Origin of the sequence: Candidatus Thiodiazotropha sp. LNASS1 (assembly GCF_964212655.1) — a bacterium.
Lineage (GTDB): Bacteria > Pseudomonadota > Gammaproteobacteria > Chromatiales > Chromatiaceae > Thiodiazotropha.
Window position 1 is genome coordinate 371,473 of the sequence record NZ_OZ156465.1, and the last position, 23,342, is coordinate 394,814.

Annotated in this window: 21 protein-coding genes; 14 read left to right on the forward strand and 7 right to left on the reverse strand. The window is 51.8% G+C overall.

The genetic code is table 11. The features are described from left to right. The 7 genes from tmk (at nucleotide 1) to AB8516_RS01525 (ending at nucleotide 7,784) form a co-directional block, all read left to right on the forward strand. On the forward strand, nucleotides 1-645 hold the full coding sequence (gene tmk, locus AB8516_RS01495; RefSeq protein WP_369157381.1) for a dTMP kinase: 645 nt from the start codon (nucleotides 1-3) through the stop codon (nucleotides 643-645). Further along, the gene (locus AB8516_RS01500; protein WP_369157383.1) at nucleotides 638-1,642 is read left to right on the forward strand and encodes a DNA polymerase III subunit delta'; all 1,005 of its coding nucleotides are present in this window, start codon (nucleotides 638-640) and stop codon (nucleotides 1,640-1,642) included. The genes tmk and AB8516_RS01500 overlap by 8 nt, the downstream gene beginning before the upstream one ends. Before the next feature lie 18 nt (nucleotides 1,643-1,660). Then, a complete protein-coding gene (locus tag AB8516_RS01505) occupies nucleotides 1,661-2,008 on the forward strand; it encodes a PilZ domain-containing protein (RefSeq protein WP_069126860.1) in 348 nt (115 codons plus the stop codon). 208 nt (nucleotides 2,009-2,216) lie between these two features. After that, nucleotides 2,217-3,029, forward strand: coding sequence for a TatD family hydrolase (locus AB8516_RS01510; RefSeq protein ID WP_369157387.1), 813 nt, complete (start codon nucleotides 2,217-2,219; stop codon nucleotides 3,027-3,029). After that, complete coding sequence (locus AB8516_RS01515) at nucleotides 3,022-4,224, forward strand: OprO/OprP family phosphate-selective porin (protein ID WP_369157389.1); 1,203 nt, start codon at nucleotides 3,022-3,024, stop codon at nucleotides 4,222-4,224. The genes AB8516_RS01510 and AB8516_RS01515 overlap by 8 nt, the downstream gene beginning before the upstream one ends. Nucleotides 4,225-4,268: 44 nt before the next feature. Next, the gene (locus AB8516_RS01520) at nucleotides 4,269-5,201 is read left to right on the forward strand and encodes a phosphate/phosphite/phosphonate ABC transporter substrate-binding protein (protein WP_369157391.1); all 933 of its coding nucleotides are present in this window, start codon (nucleotides 4,269-4,271) and stop codon (nucleotides 5,199-5,201) included. A gap of 129 nt (nucleotides 5,202-5,330) precedes the next feature. Next, a complete protein-coding gene (locus AB8516_RS01525; RefSeq protein WP_369157393.1) occupies nucleotides 5,331-7,784 on the forward strand; it encodes an EAL domain-containing protein in 2,454 nt (817 codons plus the stop codon). 126 nt (nucleotides 7,785-7,910) lie between these two features. Here AB8516_RS01525 and AB8516_RS01530 read toward each other — a convergent pair whose 3' ends face one another. The 7 genes from AB8516_RS01530 to AB8516_RS01560 form a co-directional block, all read right to left on the reverse strand. Continuing rightward, the gene (locus AB8516_RS01530) at nucleotides 7,911-9,695 is read right to left on the reverse strand and encodes a long-chain fatty acid--CoA ligase (protein WP_369157396.1); all 1,785 of its coding nucleotides are present in this window, start codon (nucleotides 9,693-9,695) and stop codon (nucleotides 7,911-7,913) included. 169 nt (nucleotides 9,696-9,864) lie between these two features. Further along, nucleotides 9,865-12,348: an acyl-CoA dehydrogenase gene (locus tag AB8516_RS01535; protein WP_369157398.1), complete on the reverse strand. Its 2,484-nt coding sequence runs from the start codon at nucleotides 12,346-12,348 to the stop codon at nucleotides 9,865-9,867. Next, on the reverse strand, nucleotides 12,345-13,283 hold the full coding sequence (locus tag AB8516_RS01540) for a YiiX/YebB-like N1pC/P60 family cysteine hydrolase (RefSeq protein WP_369157401.1): 939 nt from the start codon (nucleotides 13,281-13,283) through the stop codon (nucleotides 12,345-12,347). The genes AB8516_RS01535 and AB8516_RS01540 overlap by 4 nt, the downstream gene beginning before the upstream one ends. A gap of 260 nt (nucleotides 13,284-13,543) precedes the next feature. Beyond that, nucleotides 13,544-14,656: a hydrogenase formation protein HypD gene (gene hypD / locus AB8516_RS01545; protein ID WP_369157403.1), complete on the reverse strand. Its 1,113-nt coding sequence runs from the start codon at nucleotides 14,654-14,656 to the stop codon at nucleotides 13,544-13,546. 221 nt (nucleotides 14,657-14,877) lie between these two features. After that, a complete protein-coding gene (gene hypB, locus AB8516_RS01550; RefSeq protein ID WP_369157405.1) occupies nucleotides 14,878-15,699 on the reverse strand; it encodes a hydrogenase nickel incorporation protein HypB in 822 nt (273 codons plus the stop codon). 49 nt (nucleotides 15,700-15,748) lie between these two features. Beyond that, the gene (locus AB8516_RS01555; RefSeq protein WP_108294180.1) at nucleotides 15,749-16,105 is read right to left on the reverse strand and encodes a hydrogenase maturation nickel metallochaperone HypA; all 357 of its coding nucleotides are present in this window, start codon (nucleotides 16,103-16,105) and stop codon (nucleotides 15,749-15,751) included. Next, entirely contained in the window at nucleotides 16,098-16,340 is a 243-nt protein-coding gene (locus AB8516_RS01560) for a HypC/HybG/HupF family hydrogenase formation chaperone (RefSeq protein ID WP_108294228.1), read from the reverse strand. The genes AB8516_RS01555 and AB8516_RS01560 overlap by 8 nt, the downstream gene beginning before the upstream one ends. A 67-nt stretch (nucleotides 16,341-16,407) precedes the next feature. On the opposite strand from AB8516_RS01560, the gene AB8516_RS01565 reads away from it, so the two are divergent. The 7 genes from AB8516_RS01565 (at nucleotide 16,408) to AB8516_RS01595 (ending at nucleotide 23,308) form a co-directional block, all read left to right on the forward strand. Beyond that, nucleotides 16,408-16,893 carry a HyaD/HybD family hydrogenase maturation endopeptidase gene (locus tag AB8516_RS01565; protein ID WP_369157408.1) on the forward strand — a complete coding sequence of 162 codons (486 nt, stop codon included), beginning with the start codon at nucleotides 16,408-16,410 and terminating at the stop codon, nucleotides 16,891-16,893. Nucleotides 16,894-17,036: 143 nt separating this feature from the next. Next, nucleotides 17,037-17,468, forward strand: coding sequence for a hydrogenase expression/formation C-terminal domain-containing protein (locus AB8516_RS01570; protein ID WP_369157410.1), 432 nt, complete (start codon nucleotides 17,037-17,039; stop codon nucleotides 17,466-17,468). A gap of 24 nt (nucleotides 17,469-17,492) precedes the next feature. Next, nucleotides 17,493-18,599, forward strand: coding sequence for a hydrogenase small subunit (locus tag AB8516_RS01575; RefSeq protein ID WP_369157412.1), 1,107 nt, complete (start codon nucleotides 17,493-17,495; stop codon nucleotides 18,597-18,599). After that, the gene (locus tag AB8516_RS01580; protein ID WP_108294188.1) at nucleotides 18,596-19,258 is read left to right on the forward strand and encodes a hypothetical protein; all 663 of its coding nucleotides are present in this window, start codon (nucleotides 18,596-18,598) and stop codon (nucleotides 19,256-19,258) included. Before AB8516_RS01575 ends, AB8516_RS01580 begins: the two co-directional genes overlap by 4 nt. Beyond that, nucleotides 19,255-20,520: a (Fe-S)-binding protein gene (locus AB8516_RS01585; protein ID WP_369157414.1), complete on the forward strand. Its 1,266-nt coding sequence runs from the start codon at nucleotides 19,255-19,257 to the stop codon at nucleotides 20,518-20,520. The genes AB8516_RS01580 and AB8516_RS01585 overlap by 4 nt, the downstream gene beginning before the upstream one ends. A gap of 65 nt (nucleotides 20,521-20,585) precedes the next feature. Next, complete coding sequence (locus AB8516_RS01590) at nucleotides 20,586-22,307, forward strand: nickel-dependent hydrogenase large subunit (RefSeq protein ID WP_369157416.1); 1,722 nt, start codon at nucleotides 20,586-20,588, stop codon at nucleotides 22,305-22,307. A 437-nt stretch (nucleotides 22,308-22,744) separates the two neighbouring features. After that, nucleotides 22,745-23,308, forward strand: a complete 564-nt coding sequence (locus tag AB8516_RS01595; RefSeq protein ID WP_369157418.1) for a cytochrome b/b6 domain-containing protein — start codon at nucleotides 22,745-22,747, stop codon at nucleotides 23,306-23,308. Nucleotides 23,309-23,342: the final 34 nt, after the last annotated feature.

Below are 23,342 nucleotides of genomic sequence, written 5' to 3' on the forward strand. Positions count from 1 at the left end.
ATGAAAAAGACGGCAAAAGGACGATTCATCACCGTTGAAGGCGGTGAAGGGGCTGGAAAAAGCAGTAATCTGGCATTCATCCAATCCTTGATTGAAACCGCCGGCAAACAGGTGCTTTTTACCCGGGAACCGGGTGGAACACCGCTTGGCGAAGCCATTCGTGAATTGCTGTTGGGGCACAAACACACAGGTATGGCGGACGATACGGAACTGCTGTTGATGTTCGCCGCGCGTGCGGAGCATCTGCAACAAAAAATCCTACCGGCCCTTGAGCGGGGAATCTGGGTGTTGTGCGATCGTTTCACTGATGCAAGCTTTGCCTATCAAGGGGCGGGAAGAGGTCTATCGCTGGAGAAGATTGCCAAGTTACAGCAGTTCGTTCAGGGTAAGTTGCGTCCCGATCTGACATTGTTGCTCGACGTGCCGGTGGATACCGGTTTGCAGCGTGCCGGGAAGCGTTCAGAGCCTGATCGATTTGAAAGCGAGAACCGCGACTTCTTTGAGAAAGTGAGAGCGGGATATCTGCGGATCGCCACGCAGGAGCCTGATCGTGTCCAGGTAATCGATGCATCTCCAGCCTTGGAAATGGTGCAGGATCAAATCAAAACGGTCGTTCAACACTATCTGGCGAGCCAGGGTGAGTGAGTTGCGTTATCATCGCCTGCCATGGCACGACGAGCAGTGGTATTTTTTACAACAGGCCGTAGAACAGCACCGACTGCCCCATGCCTTATTGCTTTCGGGACCTCCCGGATTGGGAAAAGAGCAGTTCGTGCTCAGTTTTGCCCAATCCGTGTTGTGTGTGGATAGAGACCTTGACGGTGTCGCCTGCGGCGCCTGTCGTCAGTGTCAGTTGCTGTACAGCGGTAACCATCCCGATTTTAAATGGTTGAAACCGGATGAAGAGAGTAAAAGCGGTGAGATAACGATAGAAGCTATTCGGAGCCTTACCGCCAATGCTTCATTAACCAGCCATGCCGGCGGTAACAAGGTGATCGCCATAAAACCGGCCCATCGAATGAACAAAGCCGCGGCCAACAGTCTCCTCAAAACCCTGGAAGAGCCTACGCCGGGCAGCGTGATATTGCTGTTGACCGATCAACCGGGCAGATTACTTGCCACTATCCGCAGCCGCTGTCAGAAAGTAGATTTCAAACCTCCGCACAGGACACAGGCCATCGAGTGGCTCTCTGACAAGGTGACCCAGGAAGATCCGCAACTGTTGTTGACACTGGCCAACGGTGCGCCACTTAAGGCGCTTCAGCTTGACAACAGTGAGCTCCTGAATGCCCGCAAAGAAATGGCAAAAGGATTTCTACAGCTTCTGGGTGGGAAACGTGATCCGGTCAGCCTGGCGCGTGGATGGGGAGCCTTTGACAGCGTCTTGTTGTTGGAGTGGCTGACGGGCTGGGTGATCGATCTGATTCGTCTGCAGGAAGGGGGTGATGAGGGGGGGATCTTTAATCGGGATCTCACTCAAGCTTTGCAGAAAACGGCCGACAAGATAAACTCGAGGACTCTGCATGGCTATCTGCTCCAGGTTTATGCGGCCAGGAGTACCGTAGAGAGCAATTTAAACCCGCAATTGACCTTGGAAAAGCTGCTGATTTCCTGGTGTGATTGCAGAACCCAGGCGTGTTAGACAGAAACTGAGAATCGTATGGCTGGTGGACCCAAACAAGGAATACTCTCGCTGACTATCAAGGATAAGAATGCCTTGTATGCGGCCTACATGCAATTTGTTGAATTTGGTGGACTTTTTATTCCCACGACCAAGCAGTACCGATTGGGTGACGAGGTTTTCATGCTGCTGACGCTGATGGACGAGACGGAGCGTCTGCCGGTGGCCGGTAAGATCATCTGGATCACACCCGTCGGCGCGGAGGGTAACAGAGCAGCCGGCATCGGTGTCCAGTTCAGTGATCAGGATGGCGGTGCAGCACGCAACAAGATCGAGACCTATCTTGCCGGCGCCCTGAAATCAGACCGTCCTACACACACGCTATAGTCATAGGCCGACTAACATGCGGGTTCTCTATCTGACCAATGGTTAGTTATTTTTCTTTTTGTGACACAACCGAAATGGAGATCTTTATCAGCCCCCTGCCGGTGGAGCTGCTGATAAGTATCGTTCACAGAACGAAATTGTCGAGTCTGGAGTTGAAGATGCAGCTACAATCCCCTGTCAAAATCAGGAACGGCCCGAATAAAGCTCCATGTTAGTCGATTCCCACTGCCATCTCGATCGTGTCTCTCTTGCTCCCTATAACGGGGATTTTGCCAGCTTCATGAGCAGTACCCTTGCACAAGGTATCGATCATCTGTTGTGCGTCTCAATCGATCTTGAATCCTGGCCTGCCATGGTGGCACTGGTAGCGGATTACCCACAGATTTCCATATCGGTGGGCGTGCATCCAAATGATAAGGAGCGTCATGAACCCACGGTTGAGGAGTTGCTGAGACTCTCACGCAGTGAAAAGGTCGTCGCCATCGGGGAGACCGGACTGGATTATTTTCATGGAGAAGGGGATCTGGATTGGCAGCGTGAACGGTTTCGGCAGCATATTCGAGCAGCCAAGGCGGCGAAACTCCCTCTCATCATCCACACCCGGGACGCGCGGATCGATACAATCCAGATCATGCAGGATGAGGGGGCGGACGATGTGGGTGGGGTGATGCACTGCTTCACAGAGAACTGGTCCATGGCGAAACAGGCACTGGAGATGGGTTTTTATATCTCATTTTCCGGCATCATCACCTTCAAGAATGCGGTCGAGTTGCGTGAGGTCGTAAAACTGGTGCCGATGGATCATCTGCTGATCGAGACAGACTCCCCCTACCTGGCGCCGGTACCCCATCGCGGCAAACCCAATCAGCCGATCCATGTGCGGCATGTTGCTGAATGTGTGGCAGAGCTGAAAGGGCTGACACTCGAGGCAATTGCAGACCGGACAACCGCCAATTTCTATCGCTGTTTCCCTCTGGCGCAGGGCGCACAATCCAGTTCTAGCGGGTTAGATTATGAATAAATCAGTAGCTCTATTGTTACTCTGTAGTTTCTTTTCTGCAGCCTTGGCGGCACAAGATAGGAGCACAGAGGGTCATGAGGATTTAGTCATCAACACCAAAGGTGGTCTTGAGGTGACCACGACCGATGGTGAGTTCTCCATGCAGTTGGGGGGCAGGATCCTGGCTGATGCCGCAGTATATGATGAGGATAAGAATGCCCTGGGTAATGGGAGCGAACTGCGTGATTTAAGACTCGATCTGGAAGGACGGCTGTATGCCGATTTCATCTACGAGTTCAGTGTCGACTTCTCCGATGGGGAAGCGGACGTCAAGGATGCCTGGTTTGCCTATGATGCCATTTACCCCTGGCGCTTTTCCGTTGGACATTTCAAAGAGCCTTTCAGCCTGGAGGAGATGACCAGCAAGCGATATCTGACCTTTATGGAGCGCGCCTTGCCCAATGCGTTCGCTCCAGGAAGAAGCATGGGTATTGCTGCCCGGTGGTCGGGTGAACAGATGACCTTTGCCGCCGGCCTGTTCGGTGATGATTACAACGATGACGCTGACGATGAGGGTGATGAAGGCTGGGGTGTCACCAGTCGCTGGACTTATGCGCCGCTGGCGGAAGATAGATCCGCATTTCACATCGGCATAGCCGCCAGCTACAGAAAATTGGATGATGAAGAGGAGGTTCGAATCGATACCAGGCCGGAGTCTCACCTGACCGATATTCGATATCTCGACACGGGCAAACTCAAGCAGAGTCGATCTACCGCGCTACTGGGCCTGGAAGGTGCATGGGTGTCAGGTCCGTTTTCATTGCAGGGTGAGTGGATGCAAGCAAAAATTGAGCGTGACGAAGGTACGGAGCCGACCTTTGAAGGCTGGTATCTACAGGTTAGTTGGTTCCTGACAGGTGAAAGCCGCCGCTATAAGCAGCGTTCGGCAAAATTTGGGCGGATTAGGCCGCTTTCCGACCATGGCGCTGTAGAGGTGGCCGCACGTTTCAGCTCCCTGGATCTCAACGATGGTGAGATCGAGGGTGGATCTAGCGACAACATCACACTGGGAATCAATTGGTATATCAATCGGCAGATTCGCCTGATGGCCAACGCAATCATTGTCGATAATGACAGCTATGCCGATGCGGATGGTGATGTGGAGGGGGAGGATACGCCCTCTATTCTTCAACTTCGCGCTCAAGTTGATTTCTAGGTTGTGACAATGATAGTCGAATTTGTCTATAACAGGCCCTCAAAATGATACGTAACTTAGGCACAGGAGCGCTTCTGCTGCTGTTCCTTCTCTCCTGGTCGATACCGTCCTATGTTGCAGCAAGTGGCAGTGATCCGAATACATTGGTAATAGGTAAGATCAGCCACAATCCAAAAAAACACTATCGTTACTTGAAACCCATGCTGATGTATGTGGTGGAAAGAATGCGTGACCTCGGAATCACAAAAGGCAAGATCCGCATGGCAAAAAGCAAAGAGCATATGGCGGAGTTGTTGGCCAGAGGTGATGTGGACTGGGTGACGGAAACACCTATTGCCGCATCATATCTGCATGAGAAAAGCGGTGCGGAGCTATTACTTAGAAAGTGGAAAAAAAATACATCTGAATACTACACGGTATTTTTTTCACTTAAGGATGGGGCAGTAAAGAAACTTGAGGACTTGAAGGGAAAGATCATTGCCCTGGAGGATCCAGCATCTACAACAGCCTACTATTTGCCTGTCCATGCAATGTTACAGAGTGGATTGACGCCTGTTAAATTGAGAAATTTTCGGGAAACACCACCGGCTGATAAGGTTGGCTTTGTGTTTGTCAGGGAAGAGATCAATATAGCCACACTGGTGAATAAAGGTCTGGCCCATGCCGGTGCGTTCAGCAATCTGGATTGGGATAAGGAAGATCATCTGCCTTCCCAGTATCGTGCTCAGTTTTCCATTTTTAAAAAGCTTCCACCTGTCGTTCGCGCAGTGGAATTGGTGCGCCGTGATTTAAACCCGGCTTTAAAAAGACGCCTCGAAGGGATTTTGTTGCAGGCCGGTGATGATCCGAAGGCTCAGCCTGTCCTGCATGCCTACCAGCGAACAAAAAAATTCGATGTACTGAGTGATGAGCAGAAACAGTCGATATACGACATGTACTCTATAGTCGATAAAGTCGATCGAGCACTCACACCCTAAAAGGATCAAGTCATGCGCAAAGGTAAAATTACGATGCAAAGCATGAAGAACATTTACATACAATCACAAGGATTGAATGTATGTGTAGCTTGATGCAGCCCTGTTGAATCCTGATGGGCTACTGATTCAATGGCAAGAAATCTACAGTTCAGATATACCGTTGCTATTGGTGCCGGAATCGTCATTGTTACGATTATCCTAGCTACACTGTTTTTCTTCCAGTCTAAGGACCTGCTATCCAATATCAAAACCACCACCTCCTCCACAATGAGTGTTGCCCTACATAATGAGGCAAAAAAACGCCTTATGAATCTAAGTGCAATTCTGAGCGAGGATGTGGCAAACCCCCTCTATAATTTTGATATGCTCGCTATCCTGCATCTGCTGCAGAGCGTTGCCAATCTGGATGACATCGTCTATGTCATGGTGATCGATCCACAGGGTGTGATCGTTCACGATGGAACCGAACTGTTAGACAACTACGGCAAGCAAATAGAAGACGGAAAAATTCTGGACTGGATTAAAAAGGAATCGGTGCCACTGCTAAAAAACTCAAAAGATGTGATGGAGATAGTCTCTCCAGTCCATATTGCCGATGAAAGACTGGGTTGGGTCAGAATTGCGCTATCTAAAAAGGGGCAACTGGAAAACACAGAGAAACTGACTCGGCAGTTATCCGAATTAACCTCGAAATCGCATCAACGCGAACGATATCTGCTGTTTTTCGTTACCGGTATTTTACTGTTGCTAGGCTTGGCTTTGGCTGCATTGATCTCAAATAGATTAGTGTCACCGATTCGAACGCTGACAGAATATGTGAAACGTGTCGGTGAAGGCGCCTATGGCATTGAGTTGGAAAAAAACCGAAGTGACGAGATCGGTCAACTGATCCACTCATTCAACCGTATGAGCAGGGATCTTTCCAATACATCGGTATCTAGACAGTATTTGAATGATGTACTCAATAATTTGCGTGATGCATTGATCGTTGTCTCTGTCGATAAGAATATTATCATGGTCAATAATGCTGCTGTTGATATGATCGGTTACGATAAAGAGCGGTTGGTGGGTATGTCATATTACGACATTATCGACAGTCGAGATGGTGTGCGCGTCAAGCAATGGCTCACCTATCATATGAAGGATGAGGCGGATAGTATTGACGCCAGATATATTACTGCTGAGGGTTCCTGCGTGCTGGTCTCCCTGTCAGGCGCCTATCTCGAATTTTCAGGAGGTCCTGGGCAGATCATCACGGTTGCGCAGGATGTCAGCGAGCATAGAAAGAACGAGGAACATATACGCTATCTGGCCCAATATGATGGCTTGACCAATCTGCCCAATCGACAACTATTCAGTGATCGGTTAAAACATGCCATGGAGCAGGCTGATCGGGGAGAGTATCTTGTCGCCTTGATGTTTATCGATCTGGACCGCTTTAAGAAGGTCAATGACAGCCTTGGCCACCATGCTGGTGATCTACTGTTGAAAAAGGCAGCTGTGCGATTGAAGAAGATGCTGCGTGTGGGTGATACTGTGGCGCGTTTGGGGGGCGATGAGTTCACCATTATTGCAGAGCAGATCAAATCGATAAGCGATGGTGTAAACATTGCAAAAACCATCCTTGAAACCATCAGGGAACCGTTCGAGATCGAATCAAGGAAGGTGCATATCGGATGCAGCATCGGTATCGTCTTCTATCCATTCTCCAAGGATGACATCGGTAGTTTGATTCAGAAGGCCGATATGGCCATGTATCAAGCAAAAAGGAGTGGGCGCGGGCAGTATTGCGTCTACAATCATTTGCTGGGTGCCAATGAGGACGGCCTGATACAACAGGAGAGTGAGTTGATGGAGGCGTTGAAGACAAAAAGTTTTCATCTGCTCTACCAGCCAATTATCGATGTCAATACAGGATCAATGGTCGGAATGGAGGCCTTGTTGCGGTGGGATAATCCAAGACGCGGTTTAGTGGATCCCACAGAGTTTCTTCCATTTCTCGAAAATTCAGGTTTAATCATCGAATTGGGTGATTGGATTTTGGAACGGGCCTGTATAGAAATACTTGCCTGTGACGATAACGGCGATCGGCCATTACAATTGAATGTCAATGTCTCCATACATCAATTTAATCAAGGTGATTTTTCCCATCGTGTTGAGTCGATTCTGACCAGGACAGGCTTCGATCCAAAGCGACTTGAGTTGGAAATCACAGAAAGCAGTCTGATAGAAGATATCGAACTGAGCAGGTACGTCGTACGCAGTCTGAAAAAGCTTGGTGTTCGTATCGCAGTCGATGATTTTGGCACAGGTTATTCTTCCTTCTCTTATCTCAGGGACTTTGCGCTGGATACTCTGAAACTTGATTCCAGTTTCACCAAGGGATTACCCGCAGACAATTATGCCACCGGTATCTGCACGGCACTGATAAAAATGGCGGAAATCATGGATCTGAACGTGGTTGCTGAAGGAGTGGAAAATTCACGGCAGTTAGAGTGGTTAAGTCAAGAGAATGTACAACAGTGCCAGGGCTACTACTTTAGCGAACCTGTTATTCTGACTGACCAGGAAACCTCTAATTGATTCAGAATTTCAGGCAGTACAGTAATGTACCGCCGTTTTTCATTGTCGCAAGTGAATGAAAAAGCCGACAGCGGAAAATCGTATTTTTTGCTTGATAATTGATGCTATATGAGACGGTAGCCTCACTCAATGCCCGATATACATTTCATCATACTCTTTGGCATATCGCTCAAGGATGTTTTTCCGCTTCAGCTTCAGAGTGGGAGTGATCAAACCGTTCTCCACGCTCCAGGGTTCACCGAGCACGGTCACACGGATGATCTTCGCATAACCGGGAAAGTTGTCCAGGTGATTGTTGATGCGGGCCAATAATTCCTGCATCTGCTGCTCGCTGATATTGCCGGGGCTCAAACCAAGTATTTGGGCGTGTTCGGGATTGAGCACCACGATGGCGGACAGGTAGGGTTTGCCTTCGCCGAGTACCAGCACCTGGTCGAACAGGGAATCCATGGCGATGCACATCTCCATATCGGCAGGAGGAACCTTTTCCCCATTGGCCATAACAATGATCTCTTTCAGTCGGCCGGTGATAAAGATATAACCATCTTCGATTTTCGCCTTGTCACCTGTATGGAACCAACCATCTGCATCAATCACCTCAGAGGTTGCATTCCGGTTGTTCCAGTATCCCATCATCACATTAGGCGCTCTACAGAGCAGTTCCTCATACTCATTGATCTTGACTTCTATCCTGGGAAAGGGCCTGCCGACACTGGCCGGAAAATTGTTTTCATGGGTATTGGCTGAGATGATGGGGCTGGTCTCCGTTAGGCCGTAACCCTGCAGTATGGGCACACCGAGTCCAATGAAAACTTTGGCGATGTCTGGCGAAAGCGGGGCGCCGCCTGAAACCGCAATTCGCAGGCGTCCACCCAACTTGTCCTGAATCTTACGCGCCACTATCTTTTCCAGTAGTGGCCAGAGCCATAATTTAGGTGACCATGAGCTACGTCCTTGCTGAAACTCAAAATGGGTCCAACCGGTTTCTACAGCCAGACTGAATATGCCACGGGCTATTGCAGAGTCGCTTTCGAGTTTGTCCTGTATCTTGGCGTACACCCTCTCAAATATGCGTGGTACCGAAATCAATATGGTTGGTTTGATGGTCTCGAGATCTTCAGCCAGCTGAGGAATCGATCTCGCGTAGGCCGTGGCTGCGCCAGATACGAGTGCCAGATAGTAACCAACGGTTCGCTCAAGGGTGTGCGAGAGCGGGAGAAAAGAGAGAAAGGTGTCGGTTGTATAGATATCGATAACCTTTACACCGCTCTCGATATCCCACAGGATATTGTGATGACTCAACATCACACCTTTGGATCGGCCGGTGGTACCTGAGGTGTAGACAATGGTGGCCAGATCCTTGCTGGCTACATCGATGACCTGCAGTCTATCGTTGGTTTGATCGGGCAGCCATTCTTCCAGTGAGACCAGGTGGGGTTGAAGACCCATCGGGTCGACCTTGTGCAGCGAGACGATACGGTTCAGGCCGGCCAACTGATTGCGGATCTGCTGGAGTTCCTGCCACTGTTCGTTGTTTTCCAGGAGCAGCAGACGGATGCCGGCATCTTGTAGGATGTAACCGATATTCTCAGGGCGATCATTGGTGTAGAGGGGGACGGTGATCAAACCCAGGCACTGAGCCGCCAGATCGAAGATGGCCCATTCGCGGCAGTTGCGCAACATGATGGCCACCCTGTCACCCGGTCTGAGATTTTCATTGCGAAAGGCTGCCTGCCAGCGTGCAACCAGCTGCGCCATCTCACTCCAGCTGGTCTCTTGCCAAACCTCGCGTTCTTCGTCGTATTGTATATAGGCAGTGGCATCCGGTGAGCGTTTTACACGTTCCTGGAAGACGGCGCCTATCGTGTCGGCATCTTTCAACTGTATATAATCAATGTTTGGATTATCCATGCTGGCACCATTTTTTATCGCTTAAAGAACCCCGGTTTTTGTTGTCGGGTTCACTTTGGTGTGGGTAGAGTAGCATTTCGCACCCTGGGACTGCTGGCACTGATAAGCAAATCAGCTCCAACACTCCTTAACTTATCCTATCCTGAACCGGTATGGAAATATTTACGCATCATGCGGCACCCCGTTTGTTGAGTTTGGATACCTTTGAACCCCTCTGTTTACGCTCGGATGCCACCGTGCCGAGGTGGCTGAATGAATTCACCTGAATGATCTGGCTGCGCAGGCGGTCCGCCTCATCCAGCGCCACTTTTTCGCTCTCGCTCAAGATCCCAAGGGAGACGGCTTCTGCGATCAGATTTCGGTTGTCCCTGGATTTCAGCTGACCGGCCCGTTTTGCTCTGTGTAAGGTCTTTTCATGGGGCGCCGCGGCATTCACGGCAAACAGCGCCTGTTCCAATTGACCGGCCCGCTGTTGTTGATCCTCTGTAGTGTAGATCCCCTGAGTGAGCCGTTCCCTGGCCTCGTTAGGGCTAAGCAGAATACGCGCAACCTGATGGTCGAGGTTGTCGGTGGGTTTATGAAACGGCAGTCCGGTTGGAAATATCACTAGCCGCAACAGCCAGGCCAGGGGTCTGAACGGGATATTGCGTAACAGGCCCCGCAAGGCATGCTGGAAACGATAGAGGGAGTCCTCCAAGGCCCATCTCATCAGGGGCAGGTCGTCTTGACGCTCTCCCTCTTCGACATAGCGCTTAAGGCATGCACTGGCAATATAAAGGTTGCTGAGCATGTCACCAAGTCTGGCTGAGAGGCGTTCCTTACGCTTGAGCGAACCACCCAGTGTCATCAGCGCCGCATCGGTGGTCAGGGCAAAGGTGGAGGCCATCCAGTTCAGGCGTTGAAAGTAGCGCTTGGCAGGTCCGCTTTTCGGGCTTTCGGAGAGCCGTCCATGGGTGACGCCGAACCAGAGGGTACGGGCAAAATTTGTCAGTACGAAACCGATGTGGCTGAAGAGAGCATCATCGAACTGTGTGAGTGCGATTTCCTGATCGGGATTCTCAGCCGCCTCGAATTCGCTGAGAATGTAAGGGTGGGCGCGTATCGCACCCTGACCGAAGATGATCATGCTACGGGTAAGGATATTGGCACCCTCTACGGTAATTGCGATGGGAATTGCCTGGTAACCTCTGCCTGTCAGATTGTCGGGACCGAGACAGATGCCACTGCCTCCCTGGATATCCATGGCATCGTTGACCGCCTGGCGGTAACGCTCGGTAAGATGGTACTTGATAATCGCTGAGATCACAGAAGGTGATTCACCGCTATCCAGTGCGCTGAGTGTGAGTTTACGCGCCGCATCCATTTGATAGGTCAGCCCGCCTATCCTTGCCAGCGCCTCTTCCACCCCTTCGAAGTGGCCTATGGGCTGGCCGAATTGGGTGCGGACAGCGGCATAGGCGCCGGTATATCGGCTGGCACTTTTACCCGCCGCAGTCGAGAGTGCAGGGAGTGAGATGCCGCGCCCCTCGGAGAGGCATTCGACCAGCATCTGCCAACCCTTGCCCACACCATCATTTCCGCCGACTACCCAAGTCATGGGGATAAATACATCCCGCCCCTCAATGGGACCGTTTTGGAAGGGTATATCGAGGGGCATGTGTCTTGATCCTATCGCCACACCGGATGTGTCACGGGGGATAAGGGCCAGTGTGATGCCTGGATGGGGATCGTCTGAGAGCAGGCCTTGTGGATCCTCCAATTTAAATGCCAGGCCGATAAGGGTTGCGACCGGTGCCAGGGTTATATAGCGCTTTTCCCAGTTGAGCCTGATACCCAGGATCTGGTTCCCTTCAAAGTCGCCGTAAGTGACCTGACCATTATCCGGAATGGCGCCGGCATCACTGCCTGCGTGGGGATTGGTCAGGGCAAAACAGGGTATCTCCTCTCCGGTGGCCAGCTTGTTGAGATAGTTTGCTTTCTGTTCATCCGTACCGTATTGAAGCAGCAGCTTTGCCGGGCCCAGGGAGTTGGGTACCATCACTGTAACGGCTGTGGTGATGCTGCGGCTGGCGATCTTCATCACCACCTGGGAGTGGGCATAGGCGGAAAAGCCGAGACCACCGTAGGTTTTGGGGATGATCATGCCGAAAAGGCCTGATTGTTTGATGAACTGCCACACTTCGGGAGGCAGGTCTTTGCGTTCGTTGGTGATGTCCCAGTCATCGAGCATATCGCAGAGGGTTTGCACCGGCCCGTCAAGGAATTCCTGTTCCTGCGCCGTCAGATGGCATTGTGGCTGGCGCAGCAGTTTGCTCCAGTCGGGTTGTCCTGAGAATAGTTCACCGTCCCACCAGACACTCCCGGCGTTCAACGCCTCTTTTTCGGTGGTCGACATGGAAGGCATCACCTTCCGGAATGCGGACAACAGCGGTTTACTGATCCAGCGGAGACGCAGTCGTGGCTTAAGGTAGAAGAACAGGGTTGTGGCATAGATCAGCCATACAGGCAGTGCGACAAGGAGTGTCATGAGCTCTGCAAGCTGCAGGCTGATCAGGAGTATGGGCGGCAACAGTATCCATACAATCGCACCTGCCGAACCATAGGCCAGTCCCCACAACATCAGCAATAAGAGTAGAAATCCGAGCAGTGTCATCGGTCAGCCTCGCGCATTGTGTTGATTATTTGCTGAGCCGCCTCATCGTCCTGAGGATAAGCTTGTTCCTCTTCATGTTTCTTACGTTTCTTGCTTATTTCAGGTTCATTATCGGGAAAATCCACCTCGTCCATCTTTGTCGCAGCAGCGAAGGTTCGCTCGTTATCATTATAAAGAATGCTGTCATCACCCCATGGTAATCGACGATAGACACCCAAATCATCCAGTCCGAGGAATGGATATTTAATGATGTCGAAATAGGGTGAGTAGTCGAAGTCCTTTGGCGTAAAGAGTCGCGGGTTCCGTTTAAAGAAACGCAGGCTGCCGTCTTCATCACGATCGATAAAAGGCAGGATAGGAAAATTGACCTTATTGAAGGCGGATGCCAACAGCGAGGAACAGACGGTTCGCGTGGGCGAACCGGCATTGTGCTCAAACAGACTGGAGCGCCAGCGCCTGGGTAAGACGTTCCAGGGAAAGAAGAAGCGGGCCAGGTCGAGCAGATGGCGCACATCATAGTCAAAGCCGATATGGTGGATGGCATGGGCCACCACCTTATGCGCATCTTCAGGTTCGAGCCCTGTGGGTCGGCAGATGCGCAAATGGTCCTTACGATACTTGGAGAGTGGGGTAATGATCGTGCCTTCACCCAGCAGGGCCTCGACCATCAACTGTTCACTGAGGTCGCCTTGATAGGCCATGCGTACCCGCTGTTGTAGTTGTGGATCGCGGATATCATAGATGCGCCCGATATAGAGCGCGGAGTGGGTCCATGTGCTTTGGGTGATGGTCTTGATTACGTTGCTTACCCGGCTGCGTCCCTCTACCAACAGAACATCAGCGGGTCTGAGTTCATAACTGAGGCGATTGAAATCACATAGCGGCGAGGTGGAGGGCGGACTCTCCTTAGTCAGCCACTCCGCTATCCACTGCATGATTTTCTGCCCAACTTTCCTCATTTAAAACCCAGGAAAACAGTAAGTAATACAATAAGTATAGACCGTAATTTTAGTAGGTGAGTTTCAACAGGAAGTGGAGTAATACTTGCTCAGGCGGGATTTATAGGAGCGTGCATAGGAATTGAAGATGGATAAACTTAATCCTCGCTGAGTACCTGAAAGCAGATTGAATGGCACTCGTCTTTTAAATTGAAAATTTGTAAATATAATATATAAAATAAATAGTTATATGTTATTTATGAAGTAATCTGTGATTGCCTGTGTTGCCGAATCCCACCACTCCACCAGATTCGGCAGGCACCTTCATCGGATACCATGCAGGGTCCGATCGGTGTCCTTGGGGTACAAGTCTTGCCGTAGAGTGTGCACTGATTCGGGTATTTTCGACCCAGTACCACCGCCGCGCAGTCACAACCGGGAGGCATCTCGCCACTCCGTTTTCGATCGGCAGAATCATAGTCGGGAAAACGCTTCCGGGCATCCCAGTTTGAGTACTCATCATTCAGGTTAAAACCGGAATTGGGAATGATACCGATCCCACGCCAGTTGGCATCGACAACAACCAGCGCCTTTTTCAGATGAGCTTTCGCGCTGGGATTACCGCCGGGTTTGACCAATTCAGGGTAGCAGTTGTCGAGAAATATCCTGTCGTCCAGATACTGCCTGATCACGGAGTAGGTGGCCGCCAGCAGGCTCTCCGGGGTAAAGCCGGCCACAGCGGCAGGTATGTGGTGCTGTTGCACGACAAATGACCACTCCTCCGGCCCCATCACAGTCGCCACATGACCGGGCGCGACCAGGGCATTGAATCCCGGCTTTTCACCACTGAGCAACATAGATACGGCAGGCCAGGTCAGTCGACCCGATAGCAGGATGGTGAGGTTGTCAGGCATACCCTCGACCAACAGCGCGGCGACCGGTGCCGTTGTGGTCTCGAAGCCGGCGGCAAAAAAGACCACCTCCCGGTCGGGAGAGGCCTGAGCGATATGCAGGGCCTCGATGGGTGAGGCGATGGGACGGATATCCGCACCGGCGGCATGGGCCTGATCAAGGGAGCGTGGTTCTCCCTTGCTGACATTGACCGGTACCCGTAGCATGTCGCCAAATGCCACCAGAGTGATCGGCTCCTGTAGCGCCAGCTGCATCGCTTGATAGACATCCTCTTCGGGACATACGCAAACAGGGCAGCCAGGGCCAGGTATCAGCTCTATATGGCTGGGTAGTGCGCCACGCAATCCGGCCTGGGTAATGGCGCGCTCATGACCACCGCAGACATTCATGATCTTGACCGGCTCCTGCAATGGCAGGGTATTTATTTGTTGCAGCCAGGATTTCGCGTTTATCGACATGGGGTCTCTAGCCGCAAATGGACACCAATCACCGCTAATCTACGCAAACAATCTATTCTGTTGTTTGAAGTTGAAAGTGATAATTGTATACGAGATGAAAGAGTCCTCATAAGCGACCGTGTGATCAGCAACATATGAAACTGAGATAGTTTAATGAGTAGCATCATTCCATTTGCGTTTGATTTGCGGTGATTAGCGTCTATTCGCGGCTCATTTCTCTCCTAGAATTTATCAGTATGTAACTTCACACCATCAGGTTGCAGTTTCGGATGCAGGGTCTCTCCCCTCGAACGTTTTTCGTTCTGCAGTTCAACTTGCTCCTGCAGCCAGTCCAGCCATGCATCCATGCCTTCGCCTGATTTGGCTGAAGTCAGTGTGACGGGCGCTTCAACGGCCAGCCGGCGAACCGCCAGCTCAGCCCGTTCGGGGCTGAAATCATCCAATACCGCCAGCAGGTCTGATTTCGTGAACAATACATGATCGGCTGCGCGGAAGATGACCGGGTATTTACTGGGCTTGTCATCCCCTTCGGTAACTGAGAGCAGGGTGATATTGATATGCTGACCCAGGTCGAAGCTGGCCGGGCAGACCAGGTTGCCGACATTTTCGATAAACAGGATGTCCACTTCGTCCAGATTCATCTTATGCAGGGCGTGGTGGATCATATGGGCATCAAGGTGACAGGCGGTACCGGTAGTGATCTGGATAGCCTCCACACCTTTTTTCCGGATGCGTTCGGCATCGTTCTCTGTCTCAAGGTCGCCTTCGACAACACTGATCCGGTATTTATGGCCAAGCTTGTCGATGGTGGTTTCCAGCAGGCGGGTTTTACCACTGCCGGGTGATGACATGAGATTGATCACCAGTAGATGATGACGGTCAAAATGCTCACGGTTATGGGCGGCCTGATGGTCGTTTTCGCTGAGCAGATTCTGTAACACCTCCACTGCAACGCTGCCGTCCTCTGCATGGGCATGTCTGCCTCCCTCTTCAATGAGATGCCGATTGCCCTCTGTGATGTTACAGCCGCATGTGTCGCACATCAGAATAAGCTCCTCAATTTGGTCTCACAGCTGGTCAAGCCCGCATGATTCAATCGTTATCCTCCCGTGTCAGTTCAACACTGGCGAGCAGGAGTTCATCCCCACTGATGAGTTGTGTACGGAAATCACCACATTCACAGCAGATCAATCTATTCGCCGATACATCGCACTCGGCGCCACATTGTTGGCAGCGTACCCGTACCAGTTGCAATGCTGTCTCCAGTTCAGCCTCGGCGGCAATACTGCCCGCACGGGCGATCGTGAAGGCCTGTTGCAGCAGTTCCGGCACCACGCCGGAGAGGGGGCCGATGTGGATGACGATTCTGATAACCTGGCTGGCGTTTTCCCGCTTTGCAATCGCCTCGACCTGCGCCAGCATTGCCTGGCAGACAGATAGTTCATGCATCAGGTGGGGATTCCATCTTCGCCAGCATCTCGTCATAGATCTCCCAGGCCGAGCGAGCTTCCTGCGGCGTGACTTTTTGGATTGCATATCCGACATGTACGACAACAAAGTCGTCCGGCTGCAATGCTTCATGCTGCAGCATGAAGAGGCTCACTTCCCGCTGAATGCCTTTTGCTTCACACTGTGCGGTAAAGCCGTCGATACTTTTGATCTGCATGGGTATGCCCAGGCACATGATATAACCTTCGTTTACAGTTATGATCCAGTAGCATGCCTGTTTCATTCTCGCAAGGGGATTATTTTTGTCAATCAAATATGTCTTGATACTTGGTATAGGTAATACCCTGTTAAGCGACGAGGGTATAGGCGTGCAATTGGTGAATCGTATGCAACGGCAGATCGGGGCGGTTCCAGGTATTGAGTATCTGGATGGAGGTACCCTCAGTTTTACGCTGGCGGAGCCGATCGCCAGGGCGGATGGATTGATCGTGGCGGATGCAGCCCGCATGGGAGAGCCCCCCGGCACGCTCAGAGTCTTCCACGATCAGGAGATGGACAGCTACCTTCAAGGCAATCGTGCGAGTGTGCATGAGGTAAGTCTGGGCGACCTGCTCGATATAGCCCGACTTTCAGATACCCTGCCGGCTCGACGCTGTCTGATTGGCATCGAACCCGAGCATCTGGATTGGGGGGAAGCATTGAGCAAGACCGTAGAACCGGCAGTTGAGCAGGGGATTGCCGAGACTGTCTCGATACTGAAGTCATGGGGCCTCTTACCTGCCGGATAGGGGTAACTCTGTTTTTTGCATTGAGTTGTCCGAGATCAGGTTTTCAGTCTGCAATTATGATCCAGATCAGCTCAAGTATCAGTATTTAGTGATATTCTTTATATAAATCAGATATTCTCTGTGACATCGGGCTGATGTGACTCATGCAGAAACTGCAAGACATCGCTGTGCGGGTTGAGGGAACGGACAGAGCTAACCCACCCGTCAATCACTCAAATGCTATCCCTGTCATGCATGAAGTATTGCATTCGTTGAAACAACTCAAGGAGCGAGGCGTGGCGGCTACAATCGATCTTAAGTCCATACCTTTCGGCCCAGGCGATGAGGAAGCACTGCTGCACCATCTCGGGTGCGGTGAGGTTTCTATCGAGCTTCAATCCTTGGGTAAAAGCCGTATTTGCGAGACCCTCTATCCCGGTGTCTGGCTAATCGATCATTACAACGCCGCAGGTGAGCGCGTTGCCCTCTCACTTGAGATTAATCGTGTACCGGAGATCGTCAGGTCTCAACCCGAGGACATCTCGGATGCGATTATCAGACTCGAACAACAGCTAAACCCAGATAGTTCCGCATGATTGTCGTTTGCGGGAGGAGTAGTAATGGCTGAAGAACTCAAACCCATCGCTAAAACACTTGGGGAGAGCTTGCGGGAAAGCGGCGTCTCCAGACGGGGTTTTCTGAAATTCTGCAGTGTCACGGCATCGATGATGGCGTTGCCGCCGGCAATGGTGCCTGCGATTGCCGCTTCTCTCGAGAAAGCGAAGAGGCCCTCGGTCATATGGCTCTCATTTCAGGAATGTACCGGCTGTACTGAATCCCTGACACGCAGTCATTCACCCACCGTTGAGAATCTGATTTTCGATCATATCTCTCTCGATTATCACCATACCCTGCAAGTGGCATCCGGTGATGCCGCAGAGGCTGCGCGTGAAGCGGCGATGCACGAAAACGAAGGTAAATATATCGTTGTTGTGGATGGCTCCATACCACTGGCGAATCCAGGCTTTTCCACTATCGCAGGGATTAGCAATCTGCAGATACTAGAAGAGACGGTTGCTAATGCCGCTGCCGTGGTTGCTGTGGGTACCTGCGCGGCATTCGGTGGTTTGCCACAGGCTAAACCCAATCCCACAGGAGCGGTCTCGGTCTCCGATATCGTGAAGGATAAGCCGGTTGTCAATGTATCGGGTTGCCCACCCATTCCGACCGTGATTACAGGCGTATTGGCACATTTCCTCACGTTCGGATCTCTACCGGAGCTCGACAGCCTGGGCAGACCAAAGGTCTTTTTCGGTAAGAGCATCCACGACCGCTGTTATCGGCGGCCTTTCTATGACAAAGGACTGTTTGCCGAAACCTTCGATGACGAGGGGGCGCGCAAGGGGTGGTGTCTCTATCGCCTCGGGTGCAAGGGTCCGATGACCTATAACGCATGCGCAACCGCCAAGTGGAATCAGGGTGCAAGCTGGCCGGTGGAATCGGGACATGGCTGTCTGGGTTGTTCTGAACCCAATTTCTGGGATGCCGGTGGCTTCTACAATGCGTTGTCGATTCCAGACAGTGATGTGATCCGGCAGGCTGCCTATGTAGTGGGTGCGGGTGTTGCCATTGGCGCGGCAGCCGGAGCGCTCAATCGCAGCAAGCAGGCCAAGGCTGCTTCCGAGCATGAAACAGTAACTATCGATGACTTGGATAAGAGATCATGAACACACCAGTTGACTTTCTTCTATGGGTTAGAGGGCCGGGTTTTGATATCGCACTGGTGGTGCTGTTGATCGGTATTCTGATCCGGCTACTCGAGGTATTGATATTAGGTCGCAAGCCCGACTACTCAGAGCCCAGAGGGGCGGAACTGGGGTCCGGCCTGCGAACTGTGGTTACACGAACCTTGCCGGAAAAGGGTTCCTTCAGGCGTTCACCGTTCACGGTGGTTGGTGGTTATATCTGGCATATCGGTTTCTTCATCAGCCTTTTTCTGTTCATTCCACATATCGAGCTGATCCATGCCACCATCGGTCTCAGCTGGCCGGGTATTGCCAGCAATCTGGTTGATGCCGTCGCTGCAGTAACCATTGTCACCCTGGTGGCGATGTTGTTCAGCCGTCTGAGCCATCCAGTGAAGCGTTACCTCAGTGGTCCGGAAGATTACCTGACCTGGTTGGTAACGATTCTGCCCATGATCACGGGTTATCTGGCCTACCATCGGATGGTCGATCCCTATCCGCTGGTGCTGGGTCTGCACATTCTCAGTGTGGAAATCCTGATGGTGGTATTTCCCTTTACCAAACTGATGCATGCTTTCACATTCTTTATCGCCCGTTGGTATAACGGGGCCATGGCAGGTCGCAGAGGAGTTCAGTCATGAGCGAAGCAACCCTTGAACGAGGCATGAATGTCTTTCGTGAACAGATGAACGCACCGATTGCTTCCTTTTTCTCCAGTTGCGTGAATTGCGGTATGTGTGCCGAGGCCTGCCTCTTCTATACCGAGACAGGCGACCCAAAATACACACCTATCAACAAACTGGAACCACTGCGTCGTGTATGGGAGCAGGAGTTTACCCTTTGGGGTAAATTGAAATCGATGCTCGGTTTGAGCGAACCGGTTTCCGACGAACTCCTGGAGGAGTGGGAGCCTCTGATCTACGATGCCTGCACCCTGTGCGGACGCTGCTCCATGGTCTGCCCGGTAGGCAACGATATCAGTTACATGATCCGGCATGCCAGAGAGGGATTCGTTGCTGCGGGTTACTCGCCGAAAGGTATGAAAGGCGCCAGTCGCAGAGCGGTGACAATCGGCAGCCCGATGGGAGTTAAGTTCCCCGCATTGGCGGCGCAGATCAAACATGTGGAGGCCGATACCGGATTGAAGATTCCGGTGGATGTGGAGGGCGTCGACTATATGGCGTTGCTTTCCTCCATGGAGATCATGAACTTCCCGGAATATCTGGAGGCCTTATCCCGCATCTTCAAACAGGCGGGTGTGACCTGGACGATCAGTTCCGAAGCCTTCGAGGCGACTAACTCGGGTATTCAGATCGGCTCCTCGGATATCGCCCGAGTGCTTGTCGATCGGGTCGTGGTCGCGGCCGAGAAACTGAAGGTCAAATATGTCATCAGCCCTGAGTGCGGGCATGCCTATACCGCAATTCGCTGGGAGGGTCCAAACCTCATCGGCAGACCTTACAAGTTCAAGGTCGTGCACATCCTGGAGCTGCTGGACGAGCTGCGTGAAAGCGGTCGGTTGAAGACAGAGGGCATGGATGAGACTCGGCTGACCTTCCATGATCCGTGTCAGATCGTCCGCAAGGGCGGTGTATTGGAACCACCGCGTAACCTTCTCAAGATGGTCGCCAGTGAATTTGTCGAAATGCAGGATGCCAGAGAGATGAACTGGTGTTGTGGCGGAGGTGGAGGCGTGAGTGCCAATGAGAGGGCGGAAGAATTGCGTCTTAAGGTATTCAAACGCAAGAAGACGCAACTCGATGAGCTGAATGTGGAGACCCTGGTTACGGCCTGTGCGAATTGCAGGCTGATTATAGAGGAGGGTCTCGAAGAGTACCGCATGGAGATTCCGGTTGTGGGTTTGACAGAGATGCTTGCTGAGCATCTGGTAAAAGAAGAGTGAGTATCACTAGGGCCTGTAAACAGTCCTGGCAGCATGGCTAATCGTATCGACAGGAGACGAGAGAAATGAGTAACAGAATCGTCGTTGACCCCATCACCAGAATAGAAGGTCATCTGCGTATCGAGGCCCAGATGGATGGTGATCAGATAGCCAGTGCTTATTCATCGGGGACCATGGTTCGCGGCATCGAAATCATACTCAAGGGCCGGGATCCCCGGGATGCCTGGGCCTTTACGCAGCGTATATGCGGTGTCTGCACCCTGGTGCATGGAATCGCTTCGGTACGCGCGGTAGAAGATGCCCTCAACTATCCGATTCCGCCAAATGCACAGCTGATACGCAATCTCATGATCGGTGCCCAGTATATCCATGATCATGTGATGCATTTCTATCACCTGCATGCCCTGGATTGGGTGGACGTGGTGTCGGCACTCTCCGCCGACCCCGGCGAGACTGCCGCCTTGGCCCAGTCGATCAGCAATTGGCCGAAGGCATCTCCGGGCTATTTCTCGGATGTAAAAAAGAAACTGAAGGGATTTGTCGATGCCGGGCAGTTGGGTATTTTCGCCAAGGCCTATTGGGGGCACGAGGTCTACAAGTTACCACCGGCCGCGAATCTGATGGCGGTTGCCCACTATCTGGAGGCCCTTGAGTGGCAGCGTGACGTTGTCAAGCTGCATGCCATATTCGGCGGCAAGAATCCCCATCCCAACTTTCTGGTGGGCGGTGTGGCATCCGCCATCGATCTCAACTCCGACTCGGCCATCAACAGCAAGAAACTCTCTCAGGTACAAAACGTCATCAACAAGATGCGTGAATTTACCGACCAGGTCTATGTGCCCGATACGCTGGCGGTTGCGAGCTTCTACAAGGATTGGGGCGAGCGGGGAGAGGGACTGGGCAACTTCCTCTGCTACGGTGACCTGCCCGCCACTTCGATGGATGAGCCAGACAGTTTCTTCTTCCCAAGCGGCGTCATCCTGGACAGGGATATCTCAACCGTGCATCCGTTGGATCTGAACAATGCTGAAGAGATTCAGGAGCATATTGCACACTCATGGTACGACTACAGTAAGGGTAAGGATCAGGGTCTGCATCCTTATGAGGGCGAAACATCACTCAACTATACCGGCCCCGAACCCCCCTATGATCATCTGAACGTGGAGGAGTCCTACTCCTGGTTGAAGGCGCCGCGATGGAAGGGCAAGTCCGTTGAAGTGGGACCGTTGGCACGTGTCCTGATGTTGTACGCCAAGGGACATGAGCAGACCCGGGAATTGGTCAACATGACCCTGGGCAAGCTGGAACTGCCGACCCGCGCGCTCTTCTCAACTCTTGGCAGAACCGCTGCAAGAACCCTCGAAACCAAGATCCTGGCGGATGCGATGCAGGGTTGGTATGACCAGCTGATCGCCAATATCAAGGCGGGGGATACCAAGACCTTCAACGAATCCCTGTGGGAGCCCGCCACCTGGCCGAATCAATGCAAGGGAGTGGGATTCATGGAAGCGCCCCGTGGCGCACTGGGACACTGGATCGTTATTGAGAATGGCAAGATCGCCAACTATCAAGCAGTGGTGCCGAGCACCTGGAACGCCGGGCCACGGGACAGTACTGGTCAGGCCGGTGCATACGAGGCAGCGTTGCAGGATAACCACCAGCTCGCTGATGTAAAACAACCGGTGGAGATTCTGAGGACCATACACAGCTTCGACCCCTGCATTGCCTGTGCGGTCCACCTGTCGGATGAAGACGGTGAGGAGATGTTGCAGGTGAAGGTGAAATAAAGATACAACTTTTCCCTTGTAAGTTTATGCCTCTGTCTGTTGTATAGGCAGGGGCTTTTTTAGTCGTTTGAAACCCTATTGAATGAATATCCGCAAATGAACGCAAATCACCGCGAAGAAACGCAAATATGTTGTTAGTTTTTTTGTACCATCCCCAGTCCCTATGCTCCTCCGCGGGAACAACATAAACATATATAAAAGGTGCCTCTGAATTTATTAGAGGTTCATAAAAAATTGGCGATCATTTGTGGTGATTCGCGTTCATTCGCGGCTTTCTATTTCAAACAGGCCATATTCACTATCAGGTTTTCAGGTGTAGGGTGCGGCTTGCCGCACCGCACCGTTCAGTTCGCTCAAACCGAAAAACTGATTTTCAGCTTGATTTCATCTACCTCTGCCATGCTCTCTCTCAACACGATGGATTTGAGAGAGATACGATGAATAGTCAAGATGAAATCAAAGTCTGGGACCCGCTGGTCAGGTTGTTTCATTGGAGCCTGGTGGGTGCATTCGCAGTTGCATGGCTGACAGAGGACGAGTGGATGGGGCTGCATGTCAATGCAGGTTATCTGATCGCCGTGCTGTTGCTGTTTCGCCTGGTATGGGGTATTTTAGGTACCCGTTACGCGCGCTTCACCGACTTTGTCAAATCCCCGTCCACTGTGGTTGCCTATCTGCGGGATCTCGTTCAGTTACGTGCCGAACGTACCCTTGGCCACAATCCTGCCGGCGGTGCGATGATCGTCGCATTGCTGACAACACTCCTGATAACCAGTTTGACCGGTTTACTTGCATACGGCGCCACCGGGGCAGGTCCGTTGGCCGATGTGTTCTTTTCCAGCACCGCTTATGGCAGTGAATTTCTGGAAGAGGTGCATGAGTTCTTTGCCAACTTCACACTTTTTCTCGTAGTGGTACATCTGATCGGTGTGGGATTCGGTTCAATGTCCCATCGGGAAAATCTGGTGCGTGCAATGATTACCGGCAGTAAACGTGTATGACCGGTTTTGGAAAACCACTTTCGAAAGATGCTTA

Excerpts from the sequence above, each read along its gene's own strand:
- AB8516_RS01520 (WP_369157391.1), top strand. The coding sequence starts at position 4,269 with ATGATACGTAACTTAGGCACAGGAGCGCTTCTGCTGCTGTTCCTTCTC.
- AB8516_RS01540 (WP_369157401.1), bottom strand. The coding sequence starts at position 13,283 with ATGCAGTGGATAGCGGAGTGGCTGACTAAGGAGAGTCCGCCCTCCACC.
- AB8516_RS01580 (WP_108294188.1), top strand. The coding sequence starts at position 18,596 with ATGAACACACCAGTTGACTTTCTTCTATGGGTTAGAGGGCCGGGTTTT.
- tmk (WP_369157381.1), top strand. The coding sequence starts at position 1 with ATGAAAAAGACGGCAAAAGGACGATTCATCACCGTTGAAGGCGGTGAA.
- AB8516_RS01560 (WP_108294228.1), bottom strand. The coding sequence starts at position 16,340 with ATGTGCCTGGGCATACCCATGCAGATCAAAAGTATCGACGGCTTTACC.
- AB8516_RS01515 (WP_369157389.1), top strand. The coding sequence starts at position 3,022 with ATGAATAAATCAGTAGCTCTATTGTTACTCTGTAGTTTCTTTTCTGCA.
- AB8516_RS01585 (WP_369157414.1), top strand. The coding sequence starts at position 19,255 with ATGAGCGAAGCAACCCTTGAACGAGGCATGAATGTCTTTCGTGAACAG.
- AB8516_RS01535 (WP_369157398.1), bottom strand. The coding sequence starts at position 12,348 with ATGACACTGCTCGGATTTCTACTCTTATTGCTGATGTTGTGGGGACTG.
- AB8516_RS01590 (WP_369157416.1), top strand. The coding sequence starts at position 20,586 with ATGAGTAACAGAATCGTCGTTGACCCCATCACCAGAATAGAAGGTCAT.
- hypB (WP_369157405.1), bottom strand. The coding sequence starts at position 15,699 with ATGTGCGACACATGCGGCTGTAACATCACAGAGGGCAATCGGCATCTC.
- AB8516_RS01575 (WP_369157412.1), top strand. The coding sequence starts at position 17,493 with ATGGCTGAAGAACTCAAACCCATCGCTAAAACACTTGGGGAGAGCTTG.
- AB8516_RS01510 (WP_369157387.1), top strand. The coding sequence starts at position 2,217 with ATGTTAGTCGATTCCCACTGCCATCTCGATCGTGTCTCTCTTGCTCCC.
- AB8516_RS01595 (WP_369157418.1), top strand. The coding sequence starts at position 22,745 with ATGAATAGTCAAGATGAAATCAAAGTCTGGGACCCGCTGGTCAGGTTG.
- AB8516_RS01525 (WP_369157393.1), top strand. The coding sequence starts at position 5,331 with ATGGCAAGAAATCTACAGTTCAGATATACCGTTGCTATTGGTGCCGGA.
- hypD (WP_369157403.1), bottom strand. The coding sequence starts at position 14,656 with ATGTCGATAAACGCGAAATCCTGGCTGCAACAAATAAATACCCTGCCA.
- AB8516_RS01530 (WP_369157396.1), bottom strand. The coding sequence starts at position 9,695 with ATGGATAATCCAAACATTGATTATATACAGTTGAAAGATGCCGACACG.
- AB8516_RS01505 (WP_069126860.1), top strand. The coding sequence starts at position 1,661 with ATGGCTGGTGGACCCAAACAAGGAATACTCTCGCTGACTATCAAGGAT.
- AB8516_RS01555 (WP_108294180.1), bottom strand. The coding sequence starts at position 16,105 with ATGCATGAACTATCTGTCTGCCAGGCAATGCTGGCGCAGGTCGAGGCG.
- AB8516_RS01570 (WP_369157410.1), top strand. The coding sequence starts at position 17,037 with ATGCAGAAACTGCAAGACATCGCTGTGCGGGTTGAGGGAACGGACAGA.